At 61.1% G+C, this 18,586-nt stretch carries 12 protein-coding genes; 7 read left to right on the top strand and 5 right to left on the bottom strand.

Annotated features, from left to right (window positions below; genetic code table 11):
* Nucleotides 1-13 precede the first annotated feature (13 nt).
* Nucleotides 14-1,837, top strand: a complete 1,824-nt coding sequence (locus tag QK296_RS08210; RefSeq protein WP_212614744.1) for a hypothetical protein — start codon at nucleotides 14-16, stop codon at nucleotides 1,835-1,837.
* A gap of 59 nt (nucleotides 1,838-1,896) precedes the next feature.
* Here QK296_RS08210 and QK296_RS08205 read toward each other — a convergent pair whose 3' ends face one another.
* Both QK296_RS08205 and QK296_RS08200 read right to left on the bottom strand, forming a co-directional pair.
* Nucleotides 1,897-2,214: a hypothetical protein gene (locus tag QK296_RS08205; RefSeq protein ID WP_003194269.1), complete on the bottom strand. Its 318-nt coding sequence runs from the start codon at nucleotides 2,212-2,214 to the stop codon at nucleotides 1,897-1,899.
* A 314-nt stretch (nucleotides 2,215-2,528) separates the two neighbouring features.
* Complete coding sequence (locus tag QK296_RS08200; protein ID WP_014719999.1) at nucleotides 2,529-4,967, bottom strand: ATP-binding protein; 2,439 nt, start codon at nucleotides 4,965-4,967, stop codon at nucleotides 2,529-2,531.
* A 263-nt stretch (nucleotides 4,968-5,230) separates the two neighbouring features.
* Here QK296_RS08200 and QK296_RS08195 point away from each other — a divergent pair, with 263 nt between their 5' ends.
* The 4 genes from QK296_RS08195 (at nucleotide 5,231) to QK296_RS08180 (ending at nucleotide 8,720) form a co-directional block, all read left to right on the top strand.
* Nucleotides 5,231-5,719, top strand: coding sequence for a DUF3015 domain-containing protein (locus tag QK296_RS08195; protein ID WP_003194274.1), 489 nt, complete (start codon nucleotides 5,231-5,233; stop codon nucleotides 5,717-5,719).
* 90 nt (nucleotides 5,720-5,809) lie between these two features.
* Entirely contained in the window at nucleotides 5,810-7,663 is a 1,854-nt protein-coding gene (locus QK296_RS08190; protein ID WP_282390789.1) for a DUF4105 domain-containing protein, read from the top strand.
* Between the two features lie 159 nt (nucleotides 7,664-7,822).
* A complete protein-coding gene (locus QK296_RS08185; RefSeq protein WP_120248812.1) occupies nucleotides 7,823-8,179 on the top strand; it encodes a hypothetical protein in 357 nt (118 codons plus the stop codon).
* Nucleotides 8,180-8,222: 43 nt separating this feature from the next.
* A complete protein-coding gene (locus tag QK296_RS08180) occupies nucleotides 8,223-8,720 on the top strand; it encodes a GreA/GreB family elongation factor (RefSeq protein ID WP_169856640.1) in 498 nt (165 codons plus the stop codon).
* On the opposite strand, the gene gdhA is transcribed toward QK296_RS08180, so the two are convergent.
* Both gdhA and QK296_RS08170 read right to left on the bottom strand, forming a co-directional pair.
* Nucleotides 8,717-10,054 carry an NADP-specific glutamate dehydrogenase gene (gene gdhA, locus QK296_RS08175; RefSeq protein WP_282390788.1) on the bottom strand — a complete coding sequence of 446 codons (1,338 nt, stop codon included), beginning with the start codon at nucleotides 10,052-10,054 and terminating at the stop codon, nucleotides 8,717-8,719. The two genes, QK296_RS08180 and gdhA, sit on opposite strands and share 4 nt — an antisense overlap.
* Nucleotides 10,055-10,357: 303 nt before the next feature.
* Nucleotides 10,358-11,563, bottom strand: coding sequence for an MFS transporter (locus QK296_RS08170; RefSeq protein WP_282390787.1), 1,206 nt, complete (start codon nucleotides 11,561-11,563; stop codon nucleotides 10,358-10,360).
* A gap of 95 nt (nucleotides 11,564-11,658) precedes the next feature.
* Between QK296_RS08170 and QK296_RS08165 the strand changes: the two genes are divergently transcribed.
* Nucleotides 11,659-12,588: a LysR family transcriptional regulator gene (locus QK296_RS08165; RefSeq protein WP_034133738.1), complete on the top strand. Its 930-nt coding sequence runs from the start codon at nucleotides 11,659-11,661 to the stop codon at nucleotides 12,586-12,588.
* Between the two features lie 66 nt (nucleotides 12,589-12,654).
* Here QK296_RS08165 and ettA read toward each other — a convergent pair whose 3' ends face one another.
* Nucleotides 12,655-14,319 (bottom strand): energy-dependent translational throttle protein EttA, encoded by a 1,665-nt coding sequence (ettA, locus tag QK296_RS08160; protein WP_003194297.1) that lies wholly within the window; start codon nucleotides 14,317-14,319, stop codon nucleotides 12,655-12,657.
* A 285-nt stretch (nucleotides 14,320-14,604) separates the two neighbouring features.
* On the opposite strand from ettA, the gene QK296_RS08155 reads away from it, so the two are divergent.
* Nucleotides 14,605-18,456 (top strand): EAL domain-containing protein, encoded by a 3,852-nt coding sequence (locus tag QK296_RS08155; protein WP_137204515.1) that lies wholly within the window; start codon nucleotides 14,605-14,607, stop codon nucleotides 18,454-18,456.
* The last annotated feature ends 130 nt before the right edge of the window (nucleotides 18,457-18,586 follow it).

Below are 18,586 nucleotides of genomic sequence, written 5' to 3'. Positions count from 1 at the left end.
CAGGAAAACTCAGATGATGGATGTGCGATCCCCTTTGGCCGCTCTCGGCCTGTGCGCGGCGTTGCTGATGGCCAGCGGCTGCTCCCCCAAAGAAGAGCAGAAGCAGGCGACCCTCGAAGAGAAAACCACGAAGTTCGAACAGTCCCTGGACAGCATCCAGGACCCTAAACTGCGCGATGCCATTGCGGACCTGGGCGGCTCGCTGCTGTTGCTGGAACGTGCGCGCGTCAAGCTCGCCAGCAAGCCCATCGAAGCCGAATACGGCGAAGACAGCCTGGCCCTGCTCAAGCATTACCCTACGCCCCAAGCGCTGGTGGACACCTACATCAATGGCCTGTTCGTACTGCGCAAAACCTCGCACTCCGACTACCTGACGGATTTGCAGCCGGTCTTCCCGTTCAACTTCAACGCCCCGGACCAGTTCCCCTTCCCCCATGGCCTGGAATGGCAGTCGGTCACCCTGAGCAACAATAAAGTCATTCCCTTCCAGCCGGAATGGTCAGAAACCGACCCCGGCATCCAGCTGAGCCCCAGCAGCTCCAACCTGACCAACCCCGACGACCTGACGGTGACCTACCCGTTTATCGAAGGCATCGAGACGGAAAACAAGAGCCAGCCACAACCCATCAGCCTCAAGGGCGCGGTGGAGGTGATCACCCCGGGCAAGGTGCTGACGTTCGACCTGACCAAACAAGACGTGGGCCATAAACGCACAGATGGCAATATCACCCTCAACCTGCTGACGCTGGAAAAGAACTACGCCGAGATCGAATTGACCAACAGCCAGCCCCTGGCCGCCGAAGTCGGCGACGCGTCACCCAATCCGCTGCTGGTGCAGGCACGGGACAGCACCGGGCAATTTCTGACCCGCTCAGGCTCGATCAACGAGAGTGCCGCGCAAGTGGCGTTCTATGAGAAACAACTGGCCGAGATGCAGAAACAAACCGCGTGGTCCGATGCCTTCGATAAACAGCTGACCGACGCGCAAAAAGCCTTCGAGCGCCAGCAGACAAGCCATTACGCCAAGGTGTATTTCAACGGGCTGATCGATAACCTGCAGGTGAACGTGCTGGATTTCTCCAAGGCCACGCTCACCCGTAAAGACCTGGACCTGCCGGTGATGCGCTTTGACAGGAATAGCCTGCAAAAGACCGTACAGCCCCTGCCAATGCCGGTCACGGTGTATGACGACGGCGCCGCCAGTTGGCTCAAAGATGCCTCGATGACCGAGGAGCAACTGAAAAACAGCGTCACCCTCAGCCAATCGACCGAAGACGCCAGTGCCGCAAAAATCGTGTTCGACCACCCGTTCACCTTCAATGACGACCTGGTCGGTGCCGAGCGCAACAACAGTGACGCGCCTATCACCTTTTTCACCGCCGATGACAAGGGCGAGCGCGGCGAGCCCATCGAGCTGCCGACCGAGGCTTTCGAGCTGAACGCAGTAAACGGCACACTGACTTACGACCTTAATCTGTTCCCGGAGACCCCGGCGTTTGTGGTGGGCTCGGTACCGTTGTTTTTGGCCACCATCGAGAAGGCCACGATTGACGCCGCCAAGCTGCCCAAGGGCCTGTCGCTGAAGGACAACGCGCTGATCGTCGACCAGAAGGACTTCCCCGCCGACAGCTGGCGCTTCTACGCCAAGGATGCCAGCGGCAATTACCTCAAGGAGATCCTCGGCGTCAGCCACCGCGCCGAGGAATACGGCACGGCGATGTTTGACGTGCATTACTTCTACGGCCAGCCGACCACGCTGGAAAGTTACCAGCGCACCGACCTCAGCACCGTGCAGTACGGTTTTGAGGTGAAGCTGGACAGGCCTGAGAGCAAATAGCCCTGGGTGGACGCGGAGCGTCCGGGGCGGCGTTACCACGCGGAGCGTGGGAACGATCCTCAGAGGGCCAGCCGCTCCTGGCCGCCATTGAGTTGGCGCAGATGGGCCTGCAGGTGCAGGCACCAGATCTGCGGTTCGTCCATTTGCTCGTAGCCGTGCAAGGTCAGGCTATCGACGATGGTGCCCAGCATGCGTTCTGCCACGAAGGGCCCATGAAACGGGCCCTGGGATTTGACGGTGGAAGGCTGTTCGCCCGACATGCCGGCGGCAAATAGCAGCGTCCACATCCCGTTATCCCCGGCCAGAGGGCGAATGGAGCATTCGATACGGGTGACCAGGCCCAGGCACTGGCGGGTAAGGCAAAGGTTGCGCGACATGGCGGCGACCCTCGGTAGATCGGTGTTCAGCCCCAGCGCACGGCGAGGCTGTTTCTATCCTGCGACTCCTGTGGATATCCCTGATTCTGAGAATAGAAGAAAAACACGACAATCCAAGGTTGTAGAGACCAACGGGCGTTGGTCCCTGAGGGTGAAGTCAATTTTGTGGCACGCTAAACGTTCCCAAAAACACCACGGACCAGTGTGGGAGCTGGCTTGCCTGCGATGACAGACTCACAGCCAACCTCCCAGTTGACTGATACACCGCTATCGCAGGCAAGCCAGCTCCCACCTTGACCGAGTGATGACAGCAATCAGGTCGGCTTGGCTTCTGCCAACGCCTGCTGCGCCAGCTCTTTCTCCGCCTCCTTCAAATCCTCCTCACTGATCATCTCGGCAATCGCCCGCAAGCGCTCCACCACCCGCGCATTCACGGTGCCTTCCGGGAATTGCCCCTCGGCGTCCGGCTCACCGGCATCCTCGCCCACCAGCAGGCTCAAGGCCTCATCGGCCTGGCGCACCGCATAGATATGGAATTGCCCGGCACGCACAGCCTGCAACACTTTCTCGTCGAGCATCAGCGTGGCGACGTTGGCCTGAGGGATGATCGCCCCCTGCTCACCGGTCAACCCACGGGCTTCGCAGAGGCGGAAGAAGCCTTCGATCTTCTCGTTGACCCCGCCCACCGCCTGCACTTCACCAAACTGGTTGATCGAGCCGGTGATGGCAAAACATTGCTTGAGCGGCGTCTTCGACAAGGCCGAGATCAAGGTGCACGCCTCGCCCAGGGACGCACTGTCGCCGTCCACGTACCCGTAGGACTGCTCCAGGGCAATACTGGCGGAGATGGCCAACGGGAATTCCTGGGCATAGCGGCTGCCCAGGTAACCGGTGAGGATCATCACACCCTTGGAGTGAATCGGCTGACCGAGGTTAACTTCGCGCTCGATGTCGACAATGCCGCTGCCGCCCGGGTACACCGTGGCGGAAATCCGCGCCGGTACGCCGAATGCCGAGTCGCCCACTTCCAGCACCGTCAAGCCGTTGCACTTGCCCACAGCCGCACCGGCGGTGTCGATCAGGATGACGCCGGCGAGCATGTCGTCGAGAATCCGCGCCGACACACGGCCGGTGCGCGTGGCCTTGGCCTTGAGGGCGCGCTCGATATGCCCGGCATCGGTCATCTCATCGCCCGCCAGATGGCGAATGAAATCCGCCTCGCTGACCAGCTGGAACAGGTCGCCAATACGCGCCGACAAGCGGCCCTGATGTTCGGCCAGGCGTGCGCTGTAGGTCGCCAGGCGCGCGACCGCATCCGAGGTCAGCGGCGCCATGCCTTCTTCCGACGTGCGGGTTTTGAGCAACTGGGCGAACTGCTCCAGGCTCTCGTCGACCATCGGGATGTCTTCGTCGAAATCCACCAGCACCCGGAACATCTCCTGGAAGTCCGGGTCGGCGTCTTGCAGCGCGTAATACAACTGGCGCGAACCGATGATGATCACCTTCACCTGCAAGGGAATCATCTGCGGGTTGAGGGTCACGGTAGCCAGGCGGCCGAGTTCGCCCAGGGGCGATTCCATCTTCAGCTTGCGCGATTGCAGGGAACGCTTGAGCGCATCCCACACAAAGGGCTCGCTGAGCATTTTTTCGGCTTCCAGAATCAGGAAGCCGCCATTGGCGCGGTGCAACGCGCCGGGACGCAGCTGGCGGTAGGTGGTATAGAGCGCGCCCTGGTCGGTGCTGTATTCGATACGGCCGAACAGGTTGTCGTAGGTCGGGTGCGGTTCAAACACCACCGGCGCGCCACCGTTGACCGAGTGGCCCACTACCAGGCTCGGGCAGTATTGCTCCTCAAGCAGCTTGCGCGCCTGGGCGTCGGTCTTGGCGTCGTCCACCAATTGCTCGACCACGGTTTTGAGCAAGTACACCTGCATGGCCTGCAGATAGCCACAGACCCCGGCGTTTTCTGCATACTTTTCCGACAACGGTGCCAGCAACGGCTGCAGGGCCAGGGTGATGGTTTCTTCGTTGAACTGGCGCAGCTGGTTGTTGGACTCACGCTTCCACTGCGGCAGGCTGGCCAGCTCTTCGTTGAGGCGCTCTTCCAGCTCGGAGATATCGGTGTGGAAGCGCTCGCGATCGGCTTCCGGCAGTTGCGAAAACTCGGCTTCGTCCAGCGCCTTGCCGTCGAGCATCGGCGTAAAGGCGATATTGGAGCTGTCGCGGTACAGCGCCACGTCTTTTTCCAGGGCCAGGCGCTCGATCACGTCCAGCGCCTTGTCGTAGCGCTGGTTGAAAGCCCGGTCGATGGCGCTTTTACGCTGTTGATAAGTCGGGTGCTCGAACACCGCCGGGAAGGTGGCGACCAGGTTGTCGACCAGGCCGTTGATATCGGCAATAAACGCCGCGGCGGCGCCACCCGGTAATTCCAGGGCGCGGGGCTCGCGGGGCTCATCGAAATTATTCACATAAACCCAGTCCGCCGGGGTTTGCAGGCGCTTGCCTTCGGCTTTCAGGTAGCGTTTGACGAACGAAAAGCGGCCGGTGCCCGGCTCGCCCATGACAAACACGTTGTAACCGGGGCGTGGCATGGCCACGCCGAACTGCAAGGCTTCAACCGCACGTTCCTGGCCAAGCACACCGCGAAAGGGCTCCAAATCATTGGTGGTCGAGAAGCTGAACTGTTCAGCGGAGAAAGGGCGAGTCAGCGCTTCGGGCGCTAGACGCAAGCTGGCAGCAACAGGATCAGGCATCGGGCTTCCTTACATCAGGCGGGGCAGATGGGGCATTCTGGCTCCCGGTTGAGCGCTCTGGCAAGGCGCGCTTTCGGGAAAGCATAGACACGGCACGCGTCCTACAAAAAAATCGCCCGCCACTGAATGTTTATAAAAAAACACGGAACCCTGGGAACGTGCCTAAACTCCAAACTGCGCGGGTTGGACTAATAACTGGCCCCTAGGGTGCGTTGAGCACCTGAACCCTTGTCCATTGGTTTGCACACAAAGAGAACAAAGCTATGAAACGGATCCTTCTTGGTACTCTCTTCACCGTCGTCTCCCTCAATGCAATGGCAGAAGCACCAGGTGGCCCGAACTGCGGTTGGGGCAACATGTTGTTTGAAGGCCAGCGCGGTACTCCGGCCCACTTCCTCGCCTCCACCACCAACGGTACTTCGGGTAACGCCACCTTCGGCATGACCTCGGGCACCAACGGTTGCAGCACCAACAGCGCCCTGACCTACGGCGGCAAGTCCTGGATTGCCATGAATGGCATGATGAACGAGCTGTCCGAAGACATGGCCAAAGGCAACGGCGAAGCGCTGACCACCTACGCGGTGGTACTGGGTGTTGCGCCGGAAGATCGCGATCACTTCGCGGCCGTGACCCACGAGCACTTCCAGCAGATCTTCAGCAAGGCTGACGTGACCGCTGACGACGTGCACAACAACACCATTGCTGTACTGAAAAGCGATGCCCGTCTGGCGAAATACGCAACCCAGGCTTAAGCTCGACCTGCCCGCGCCTTTCGAGGCGCGGGTACTATTTTTGGACCCGCCTCCCCTTTGGGTCTCACTTTTTTGACTTAAGTTGCCCCTATGCTCAAACGCTTTGCCTGGTTGGCACTCTTCGCCTGCGCCCCGCTGTACGCGGCCCCGCACCTTGATGATCAACGTTTGCAGCAACTGGCCAATGATCCGTTCTGGCTGTCGCTGGGGCACTACGAAGCCGGCAAAGTCAGTGGCTGGCGCAGCTATGTCAGCGACAAGAAATTCTTCATCGCTCCCGATGGCGCACACCATCCGGATGCGGAACTCAAGGCCACCGTTGATGCGCTGTATGCACCGGCCAGCCTGGGTGAAAAGCACGCCCAATGTGTTTACCCCGCACGTACCCGCTGGCTCAAGGCGCAGTTGCAACTGAACGACCTGCCCGCCCTGGAATGCAAAGAGTTCACCCAGTGGTTCAAGGACGTCGCGCCCCATAGTGCGGTGATGATCTTCCCGGCGGCCTACCTCAACAGCCCGTCGTCGATGTTCGGCCACACCCTGCTGCGCATCGACCAGGCCGACGTGCAAAGCAACAACACCGCGCTGCTCAGCTATGCGATCAACTTCGGCGCCTATATCGAAGGCTCCGACAACAGCATCCTCTATGCCTGGAAGGGCCTGATGGGCGGTTATCCCGGCCTGTTCGCCCTGGTGCCTTACCAGCAAAAGCTCTCGGAATACCGTAGCCTCGAAAACCGCGATTTGTGGGAATACCGCCTGAACCTCACGGATGTCGAAACCAAGCGGATGGTCGAACATGTGTGGGAGCTCAAACAGATCCAGTTCGATTACTTCTTCTTCGACGAAAACTGCTCCTATCGCCTGCTGGAACTGCTGCAAGTGGCCCGCCCTGGCCTGCGTTTGACTGAGCAATTCCCACTCACCGCGATCCCTACCGATACCGTCAAAGCGGTAAAGGATGCGGGGCTAGTGGAAAAGATCGACTATCGGCCTTCGCGTGAACGTGAACTGCTCGAACGCGCCAAGCCGCTGGACAGCGATGAGCAGCAGTGGGTGTTGAAAATCAGCGATGACCAAAAGCAACTGCAGGAGCCTGCATTCAAAGCCCTGCCCCGCGAGCGCCAGGCATTGATTGTGGACGCCGCTTACCGCCTGGGCCGCTACCGCGCCAATGGCCTGGAGCGCGATGCGACACGCTCCCAGCGCAGCTTCGAACTGCTGCGCGCGATCAACCAGAACCCGGCGCCAGACCTGAAGATCACCCCGCCTGGCCTGCCGGAAAACGGCCATGAATCGCGCACCTGGCAAGCCGGCATCGGCACCCGCGGCGACAAAGCCTTCGGCGAATACGGCCTGCGCATGGCCTACCACGACCTCAACGACAACGCCGAAGGCTTCCCCCTGGGCGCGCAGATCGAAATTTTGCAAATGAAATTGCGCCAGTACGAGGGCAATCACTGGCAACTCCAGCAACTGGACCTGGCCACCATCCGCTCGCTGACGCCACGCAATGCACTGCTGCAGCCCTGGTCATGGCAAGTCACCGGCGGCCTGGAACGCGTGCCGGGCAAACACGACGACGAAACCCTCGTGGCCCACGTCAATGGCGGCGCCGGTGGCACCTGGCAACTCTCCGACGACATGCTCGGCTTCGCCCTCGGCACCGTGCGCGTGGAACACAACAACGACTTCAGCGAAGCCATCTCCCCCGCCGCCGGTTTCAATACCGGCGTGCTGTGGAAAAACCCGTTGGGCAACCTGAGCCTGGAAGCCAAGGGCGATTTCTTCACCAACGGCGAAGTGCGGCGCAGCATCAGCCTCAACCAGCAGTGGGAACTGTCGCGCAACCTGGGCCTGCGCCTGAGTGCCCAGCGTGAGTTCAGCCACCTGTCCACGCCAGTGAATGAAGTGATGCTTGAGCTGAAGTGGTACCACTACTGACTCAAGCCTTACAACGATCAAAATGTGGGAGCGGGCTTGCTCGCTCCCACATGGGGTTATGCATTGAATCAACACAACGTCCACCAGCCTTTCACACTCGCCCAACAAATCTCCTTCTAGACTTCCCTTATCAGCCGTAAAACGGCCAGGGAGTACGCCATGTGGCGGTATGCGGTCATGCTGTGCGCTGTGGTGGGGTTGTCGGGTTGCCAGTCAACCCATCAGGAATTACTGGCCAAAGGTTATCCACCGGCCTTCGCCGACGGTTTTGATGACGGTTGCAGCAGTGGTCGCCAGGCCGCTGGTGTGATTACCGGAGCGTTTCGCAAGAATGTGCCGCGCTACCTTAAAGACCGGCCATACGCCGAAGGTTGGGAAGACGGGTTTCGTCAGTGCAAGGCCATGCGCGAGAACCAGGAATTGCGTGACTACGAGGAAAACCGCAGGGACGACCGCGAACACGATTGGCAGCAGGAAAAAGATCGCGACGCTGCCAAAGCCTATCGCTCGCGCTGATCGACGCTGATCGTGGCCCAACTTCCATAGGAAGGAGAACGCCATGAGCCGAGCTTTTGTAAATGAAGATAACGCGGCGGCCCAGGCCGATCAGCCGGTGGAGCGCCAGGTCAGCGAACAGCCCAACCGCCTGACCGCGCAAGGGTTGGCGCAGTTGCAGGCCAGGGTGGCACAGTTGCAAGGGGAGCACAGCGACGAAGCCGCCAAGGGCGAACAGGCTGATCAACAGCGTCAGGCTGACCTTGAGCGGGACCTGCGTTACTTCAACCAACGGGTGCAAAGCGCTCAGGTAGTCGCGCCGGCCACGTCCACCGACAAGGTACAGATCGGCAGTTGGGTCACGTTCGCCAACGAGCAGGACGAACAGCAGCGCATCCAGTTGGTCGGTGAAGACCAGGCCGATGCCAACGCAGGCTTGATCAATTGGGGCTCGCCCCTGGGCCGCGCCTTGTTGGGCGCCCAGGTGGGGGACGAGGTGCTGTGGCAGCGCCCCGTCGGCGATCAGTTGATCGAAGTGCTGCGTATCGAACCCGAGGCCTAGACGATACCCTGGGCCAGCATCGCGTCAGCCACTTTCACGAAGCCCGCGATGTTCGCGCCCTTGACGTAGTTGATGCGGCCGTTTTCTTCACCGTAATGCACGCAGGCATGGTGGATCGACTGCATGATGTTGTGCAGCTTGCTGTCCACCTCCCCTGCAGTCCACAGCAGGCGCATGGCGTTCTGCGACATCTCCAGGCCGCTCACCGCCACACCACCGGCATTGGACGCCTTGCCCGGCGCAAACAGAATGCCCGCGTCGATAAAGATATCCACAGCCTTCAACGTGGTCGGCATGTTCGCGCCTTCGGCCACGCAGAGGCAGCCGTTGCGCAGCAGGGTGCGCGCAGCGTCGGCGTCGAGTTCGTTCTGGGTGGCGCAGGGCAGCGCGATATCGCAGGCCAGCTCCCAAGGCGTCTGGCCTTTGCGGAACTCCAGGCCGAAACGTGTGGCCAGTTCACTGATACGCCCGCGCTGTACGTTCTTCAACTCCAGCAGCGCCGACCATTGTTCTTCGGTCAAACCGCTTTCGGCGTACAGGGTGCCTTCGGAGTCCGACAGGGAAATGACCTTGCCGCCCAGGTCCATGACCTTGCGCGCCGCGTACTGCGCCACGTTGCCAGAGCCGGACACCGCCACCCGCTTGCCTTCGACGCGCTGGCCTTGGCGCTTGAGCATTTCCTCGGCGAAATACACACAGCCAAAACCAGTGGCTTCCGGGCGGATCAGGCTGCCGCCGTAGGTCATGCCCTTGCCGGTCAGCACTGAGGTGAATTGGTTACTCAGGCGTTTGTACTGGCCGAACAGGAAGCCGATTTCCCGTGCGCCCACACCGATATCACCGGCCGGTACGTCCACGTCCGCACCGATATGGCGGTACAGCTCGCTCATGAACGCCTGGCAGAAGCGCATCACTTCGGCGTCGCTTTTGCCCTTGGGGTCGAAGTCCGAGCCGCCTTTGCCGCCGCCCATGGGCAGCGAGGTCAGGGAGTTCTTGAAGGTCTGTTCGAAGGCAAGGAATTTCAGCACGCCCAGGTTGACCGAAGGGTGAAAGCGCAAGCCGCCTTTGTAGGGCCCAATGGCGCTGTTCATCTGGATACGGAAACCGCGATTGACCTGAACCTTGCCGTGATCATCCACCCACGATACCCGGAACGTGATCGCGCGCTCCGGCTCGCAGATGCGCTCCAGGATGCCCGAGGTCAGATAACGGGGGTTGGCTTCAAGAAAGGGCCACAGGCTGCGCAGGACTTCTTCTACAGCCTGGTGGAATTCCGGTTGGTCCGGGTCGCGTTTCTTGAGGCGGGCAAGGAAGGAGTCGACGGATTCGGTCATGAAAAGTCTCGGCAAATTGATTGTTGTTAAACAGAGAATGAGCCGGACTTTATCAATTCGTTTCGCACCGCGACAGGGCGAAATGTCGCCTTTATGAAATTAAATGGTGCAACAAGTATAAATAACTCCCATTTTCTGCCCTTAAATGGGGATTTCACTCTGAGTTTTGCACCAACAGGTAGGCCGTTATCGCAGGCAAGCCAGCTCACACATTTGATCGAGTACACCGGTCATGTGGGAGCTGGCTTGCCTGCGATAGCGGTGGTGCAGTTACAGATGCATAGTCCTTTATTGGATGAAAAATCAGGCTGGCTTGCCGCGCTGTCCGGCGATCAGGGCCTGGGGCGTTACCGGTTTCCAGCCCAGCAGGGCAATCGCCAGCGACAACAGCTGAAAACCTGCGACCAACGCCACGCAGCCCGGCCAGCCCCATTGATTCCAGAGCATGGCCGGGACCACGGCGCCAGCGCTGCCGCCCAGGTAATAGCCGGTCAGGTACAGCCCCACGGCGCCGGATTTGTCAGGGCCTGCCGTGGTGGCGATATACGCATTGGCGGATGCCTGCGCCAGGAATACGCCGGTCGAGCTCAGGGCCAGCCCCAGCACGATCAGCCACAGGGACGGCAACAATGTCAGCGCCGAGCCACAGATGCCGAGCGCCACAGCGCCGGTCAGTAACTGCGATTGTGGTCGCGATTTGCTCAAGCGCCCCGCAATAGGAATGACCACCAGCGCCAGCAGGAACACCGCATACAAAGTGCCCAAGGCGGCGGCGCCCAGGTTGAACGGGGCCTGGCTGAGGTACAGGCCGGCATAGGTAAAGGTTGCGACTTGCGAGAACAGCACGCAGAAACCGACGCCATAGGCCGCCAGCAAGGGTTTGCGCAGAAGCCGGCGCACCCCGTGCATGCCCACGGCCGCGACGCAGGGCCGCGCCACCGGGTTGGCCGGCAACAGCCACACAATCAGCAGGCCGACCAGCAGGCCGACCAGCAGGCTGATCACCGCCAACAGTTCGAAGGCTTCGCGCCAGCCCACATATTGGGTCATGACACCCGAGACAAAGCGCCCGGCAAACCCACCGAGCACCGTACCCGCGACGTACAAACTGGTGATCTCGGTAACGCTGGCCGCACGCCAGCGATCGCCGATATAGGCCACGCTGGTGGCGAACACCACGGGGATCAACATCCCTTCGACAAAACGCCACACCAGCAGCTCGGCAAAGCCGTCCACATAGGCCGTCAGCAGCGTCGGCAGCGCCAGCAGTAACGCGGCCACGGCAATCACGGTGCGTTGCTCGAAACGTCCGGTCAGACGCCCGACAAACGGCGCAGTCAGCGCCACGGCCAGCGTGGTCACCGTGATGCTCCACCCTGCCTGCCGGGCGCTCACCTGGAAGCTTTCGGCAAACGCAGGCAGGATGCTCTGTGTCGCATAGAGATTCAGAAACGCCGCACAGCCACACAGGAACACGGCGAAGCGGGCGTGATGCATGCGCGGGTTCATGTGACCTCTCGTCTTATAGTCGAGGATGTTTATAGAATACCCAGCGCAGGGAACACCAATACCGAATTCGGACCGATCAATACCCAGGAAACAGAATGCTTGATCTACGCAAGTTACGTTACTTCCTGACGGTCGCCGAAGAGCTGCACTTCGGCCGCGCAGCCCAGCGCCTGCACCTTGCCCAGCCGCCCCTGACGCGGCAGATCTCGGCCCTGGAAACCGAGCTTGGCTTTCGCCTGTTCGACCGCACCAGCCGCACGGTCACACTGACTGCCCAGGGCCAGCACTTTTTGCCCTATGCCCGCGCGGCGCTGGAGCACGCCAGGCTTGCACAAGACATCGCCGCCAAGCTGGCTGCCGGCTCGACCGGCCAACTGGTCGTAGGCTATGCCAGCTCGATCGCGTTGTCGGAACTCTTCAGCCAAACCCTGCAAGCCTTCGCCCAGCGTTTTCCCGATGTGCAACTGACCCTGGTAGAGAGCGCTTCCGGCAGCCTGCACACGCACGTGCTGGACGGGCGCATCGACGTCGGCATGAGCCGCCTGCTGCCGGAGGCCGGGCAAACCGGCGTCGAGGCTTTGTCGTTGGGGCAAGAACCGCTGGTGGCGGCGCTTTGCAGCGACAACCCGCTGGCGGAGCAGGACGAAGTCACCCTCGCCCAGCTCAGTGAGTACCCGTTGATTCTGTTTCCCAGCGATTACGGTTCGGGCCTCAACGGCTCCATCGAGCACCTGTATCAACGCCGCGGCCTGGCGCTGCGCCCGGGCCCAGCGGGGCGCCAGATCACCTCGATCATCGCCCTGGTGGCGGCAGGCCAAGGTGTCTCGCTCGTGCCCCAGTGCACCCGCACCCTGGCCAGGGAAGGCGTGGTCTACCGCCCCTTGGCAGACCCCGAAGCCTGGGTACACCTGCTGATACTCACACGCTCACCATCACGCTCATTGTTGGTAGAGGCCTTTATGGGGGTGGTCGAAGAATTGCTGCGCAGCCGCCCGGCCCTGGCGCCCACGACGCTTCCGGCATAACGGGGGCAAAAAAATACCCCTGCGTGAGGGGTATTTTTTCAACAGGCTGCTGCGGCTATTGCAGCATCAGGCCAGCTTTTTATGACGCACACGGTGCGGCTGGGCAGCGGCCTCACCCAAGCGCTTCTTACGGTCGGCTTCGTACTCGGTGTAGTTGCCTTCGAAGAACACCGCTTGGGAGTCATCTTCGTACGCCAGGATGTGGGTCGCGACGCGGTCAAGGAACCACCGATCGTGAGAGATCACAATGGCGGCGCCCGGGAAGTCCAGCAGGGCTTCTTCCAGGGAACGCAGGGTTTCAACGTCGAGGTCGTTGGACGGTTCGTCGAGCAGCAGGACGTTGCCGCCCTCTTTCAGGGTCAGGGCCAGGTGCAAGCGACCACGCTCACCACCGGACAGGTCCTTGACGAACTTCTGCTGGTCGCCGCCCTTGAAGTTGAAACGGCCGACGTAGGTGCGCGACGGGATTTCATAGTTGCCGATGCGGATCTGGTCGGAACCGTCGGAGATCTGCTGGAACACCGTCTTGCTGCCGTCGAGGTCGTCGCGGCTCTGGTCCACACAGGCCAACTGCACGGTGTCGCCGATCTCGATGCTGCCCGAGTCCGGGGTTTCCTTGCCCATCAGCATGCGGAAGAGCGTGGATTTACCCGCACCGTTACCACCGATAACGCCGACGATCGCGCCTTTTGGCATGGCGAACGACAGGTTGTCGATCAGCACACGGTCGCCATAGCCTTTGGTCACGTTCTTGAACTCGATGACCTTGTCACCCAGGCGCGGGCCGGCCGGGATATAGATCTCGTTGGTTTCGCTGCGCTTCTGGAATTCCTGCGACTGCATTTCTTCAAAGCGTTGCAGACGGGCCTTGGATTTGGACTGGCGAGCCTTGGCGCCTTTGCGCACCCACTCCAGTTCTTCCTTCATGGCTTTTTCGTGGGCCGATTGCTGCTTGGATTCGGCGGCCAGACGGTCGGACTTGGCTTCCAGCCAACCGGAGTAGTTGCCCTCGTAAGGAATACCAGCGCCGCGGTCGAGCTCGAGGATCCAGCCGGCGACGTTGTCCAGGAAGTAACGGTCGTGCGTGATCGCAACCACGGTGCCCGGGAAATCGTGGAGGAAGTGCTCCAGCCAGGCGACGGAATCGGCGTCCAAGTGGTTGGTCGGTTCGTCGAGCAGCAGCATGTCAGGGGCCGACAGCAGCAGGCGGCACAGGGCCACACGACGCTTCTCACCACCGGACAGGTGCTCGACCTTGGCGTCCCAGGCTGGCAGGCGCAGCGCATCGGCGGCGACTTCCAGTTGGCGCTCCAGGTTGTGACCATCGCCCGCTTGCAGGATCGCTTCGAGCTTGGCCTGTTCAGCGGCCAGTTTGTCGAAGTCGGCATCCGGTTCGGCGTAGGCGGCGTACACCTCATCGAGGCGGGCCTGGGCGTCCTTGATCACGCTGACGGCTTCTTCGACCACTTCACGCACGGTCTTGGTCGGGTCCAGGATCGGCTCTTGCGGCAGGTAACCGATGTTCAGCTCCGGCATCGGGCGGGCTTCGCCTTCGAACTCGGTGTCGACGCCTGCCATGATTTTCAGCAGGGTGGACTTACCCGAACCGTTGAGGCCGAGCACGCCGATCTTGGCGCCTGGGAAGAAGGACAGCGAAATGTTTTTCAGGATTTCCCGCTTCGGCGGAACTACTTTTCCCAGCCGATGCATGGTGAAGACGTATTGAGCCATGGTGAACCTAGCGTCAGTGACTGATGAATTAAGCGGACGAAGCCCGTGCCAGGCCATGCGCCGCGCGGGCCTTTGACTATCATCAATGCCAGCGAGCAAAAAAAGCCTGAATGTCTGGGGCTGGAACGCCCCCGCGTAACCGGCAAAGCTACCTGAATGCGCTGGGGCAGTCCAGCCAGGCAGGACTGGCACTTTGCCACAACTCAAGGCATGCTAGCCGCCCTTCGGGCGTCCGGCTTATAGTGCACGTCGCGCGCCAGTCCAGCCAAACCGCAGGATCACAGTTTGTCCAACGTCACGCCGCCCACGCCCTTGCGCGCCGCTCATATTGCGCCGGGAGCGCCCCTGCACGGCACCTTGAAAGGCGCGTTGGCGACGCTTGTGCTGCTGTTGCTCGCCTTGTTGTTTTGGCAATTGCTTGATCAATTACAGCAAAACCAGAAAAACCAGCAGCAATACACCATCGACTACAGCGCCGACCTGGCCGAGCAAATCAGCCAGAACATGGCCCTGAGCGCACAGATCGCCCTGAACCTGTTGCCGATTGTCGAGCCGCCGCGCAATGCCGAACAGCAGCAGGCCCTGATGCGCACCTTGCAGCGCTCGTTGCCAGACCTGCGCAGCTTCGCCCTGCTCGCCCCCAGCGGCGCACTGATCAGCGACACCGCCGAAGGCAGCCAAGACAGTGCCCTGCTCGAAGACCTGGTCAAGCGCAGTCACGCCCAGTCCTACTACCTGAGCAACGACAATGACGGCACGGTCATCTATCTGTTGCTGCACCAACCCAGCGGTGGCTCCAAGGTGTACTGGGCCTTGCGCCTGGCGCCCAATTATCTGGCCAACCTCACCCGCCAGGATGTCCAGGGCCAGCGCCCGATGTGGGCGATCGAGAACAGCCTGAACCATCGTGTGGTCAGCCGTGACAGCGGAATGCCGGCGCAGTGGTCCGGCGCCCTGACGCCGGAAGAATTGAACCGCAGCGTGCTGGTCACGCCGTTGAGCAAAAGCGACTGGCAACTGCGCGGCATGTTTGACCGCAGTGCGGTGCTGGAGCAACTGCTGCCGGCCTTTATCGGCAAGTGCCTGCTCGGCCTGGCGTTTTCGCTGATCCCGGTGATCGTGCTGCTCAACATGCGCCGCCGCCAACGCCAGGTGAATGAAGGCCGGCGGCGCTATCAGGACATCTTCGAAGGCACCGGCGTGGCCTTGTGCGTGCTGGACCTGTCGGGGCTCAAGGCGTTTTGCGACAAAACCCAGGTGCAAAGCCGCGAGCAGTTGCACGCCTGGTTGCAGGCCAACCCCACGCAGCGCAAGCAACTGCTCAAGGAGTTGCGCGTCACCGAGGTCAACCAGATGGCCGTGCGCCTGCTGAACGTCGCGTCCTGCGAGCAGGCCTGGGAACGCCTGATCGACGATTGCCCGCGCAATGCCACGTCCATCGGCTATCAGGTGCTGGAAGCCGTACTGACCCGGCAAAAGCAGCTGGAACTGGAAATCCAGCTCAACGACGTGGCCGGCAACGAACAGTACCTGTGGCTGGTGATGCGTTTGCCGGAGCAGCAAGATGACGTCAAGGCGGTGATCCTCAGCATCAGCGACATCACCAGCCGCAAGCTGATCGAGCTGTCGCTGGTGGAGCGTGAAAGCTTCTGGTCGGATGTGGTGCGCACGGTGCCCGATCACCTGTATGTGCAAGACGTGATCAGCCAGCGCATGATTTTCAGCAACCACCATCTGGGCCACACCCTGGGCTACAACAAGGCCGAACTGCAGCAAATGGGTGAGTACTTCTGGGAAATCCTGCTGCACCCCGAAGACGCCGAGCATTACCACGACTTGCGCCAGCAGCAACGCCAAGCCGCTTATACGACCCAACTGCACTGCCAACTGCGCTTTCGTCACCGCAATAACCAGTGGCGCCGCTTCGATATCCGCGAACAGGCCCTGGCCCGGGATACGTCTACGGTGGTCACTCGGATCATCGGCGTGGCCAAGGACATCACCGACCAGATCGAGGCCAGTGAATCGCTGCGCGACAGTGAACAGCGCTACCGGATGCTGGCCGAAAGCATCAGCGACGTGATCTGCTCCACCGACAGCCAACTGGCCCTCAACTACATCAGCCCATCGGTCAACACCGTGCTGGGCTATGACGTGGACTGGGTGTTCAAGAACGGCTGGCAGTCGATCGTTGCCAACCCTCAGCAGTTGACCGGCATCTACAACCTGATGGAACAGGTCAGCCGCGCCCTCGGCAACCCCGACGCCTTGAACACCTTGCGCGATGAAGTCCAGACCCAACTGTTTCTGTTCGACTGCCTGCGCGCCGACGGGCGCAAGGTGCCGATAGAACTGCGCCTGGTGCTGGTGTGGGATGAGCATGGCGGGTTTGAAGGCATCCTCGGCGTGGGCCGCGATATCAGCCAGCAACGTCGCGCCGAAAAAGACCTGCGCATGGCGGCCACGGTGTTCGAACATTCCACCTCGGCGATCCTGATCACCGACCCGGCCGGCTACATCGTGCAGGCCAACGAGGCGTTCAGCCGGGTCAGCGGCTATGAAGTGGCGGATGTGCTCGACCAATTGCCGAACATGCTCACCGTCGACGAGCAGCAGGAAGCCCATCTGCGTTATGTACTCAAACAGCTGCATCAGCACAGCACCTGGGAAGGTGAAGTGTGGCTCAAGCGCCGCAATGGCGAGCATTACCCGGCCTGGGTGGGCATTACCGCGGTGTTCGACGATGAAGGCGACCTGGCCAGCTACGTGTGTTTCTTCAGCGATATCAGCGAGCGCAAGGCCAGTGAGCAGCGCATCCACCGTCTGGCCTACTACGACGCCCTGACCCACCTGCCCAACCGCACCCTGTTCCAGGACCGCCTGCACACCGCGTTGCAGTCCGCCGAACGGCAGAAGTCGTGGGTGGTGCTGATGTTCCTCGACCTTGACCGCTTCAAGCCGATCAACGACTCCCTCGGCCACGCCGCCGGCGACCGTATGCTCAAGGAAATGGCCACGCGCCTGCTCGGCTGTGTGGCCGAGGACGACACCGTGGCGCGTATGGGCGGCGACGAATTCACTTTGCTCCTGCAACCGCGAGTCAGCCGTGAAATGGCGCTGAACCGTGCGATCCATGTGGCCGAGCAGATCCTCGCCAGCCTGGTCAAACCCTTTGTGCTGGAGGGCCGCGAGTTCTTCGTGACCGCCAGTATCGGCATCGCCCTGAGCCCGCAAGACGGCAACGAGCTGAGCCAATTGATGAAAAACGCCGACACGGCGATGTATCACGCTAAAGAACGCGGCAAGAACAACTTCCAGTTCTACCAGGCCGACATGAACGCCAGCGCCCTGGAGCGCCTGGAGCTGGAAAGCGACCTGCGCCACGCCTTGGACCAGAACGAATTCGTGCTCTATTACCAGCCGCAATTCAGCGGCGACGGCAAACGCCTGACCGGCGCCGAAGCCCTGCTGCGCTGGCGCCACCCGCGCCGTGGCCTGGTACCGCCCGGGGACTTTATCCCGGTGCTGGAAGAGCTCGGGCTGGTGGTGGATGTGGGCGACTGGGTGATCGGCGAAGCCTGTCGCCAGCTCAAGACCTGGCACCAGAACAAGGTGCGAGTCCCTAAAGTCTCGGTAAACATCTCGGCGCGGCAGTTCTCCGACGGCCAACTGGGCACGCGTATCGCCACCATTCTCAAGGACACCGGCCTGCCGCCGGCGTGCCTGGAGCTGGAGCTGACCGAAAGCATCCTGATGCGTGAAGTCAACGAAGCCCTGCAGATCCTCGCCAGCCTGAAAAACCTGGGCCTGAGCATCGCGGTGGATGACTTTGGCACCGGCTACTCATCGCTCAACTACCTCAAGCAATTCCCCATCGATGTGCTGAAGATCGACCGCACCTTCGTCGACGGCCTGCCCTCGGGTGAGCAGGACGCGCAGATTGCCCGGGCGATCATTGCCATGGCCCACAGCCTGAACCTGGCGGTGATTGCCGAAGGGGTGGAAACCCATGAGCAGTTGGACTTCCTGCGTGAGCATGGCTGTGATGAGGTGCAGGGCTACCTGTTCGGGCGGCCAATGCCGGCGAATCGGTTTGAGGTGCAGTTCAGTAATGATGCGCTGTTCATGTTTGACTGAAAGTGCCGTCCCTGATCGTTCCCACGCTCCGCGTGGGAACGCAATTCTGGACGCTCTGCGTCCGCTTTTAAATGTGACGCAGAGCGCCACGGGATGCATTCCCACGCAGAGCGTGGGAACGATCAGGGGC

Source organism: Pseudomonas sp. AL10 (assembly GCF_029960685.1).
Classification (GTDB): domain Bacteria; phylum Pseudomonadota; class Gammaproteobacteria; order Pseudomonadales; family Pseudomonadaceae; genus Aquipseudomonas; species Aquipseudomonas lactis.
The sequence above is the reverse complement of the archived record's forward strand: the minus strand, read 5'-3'. Positions and strand labels throughout refer to the sequence as shown.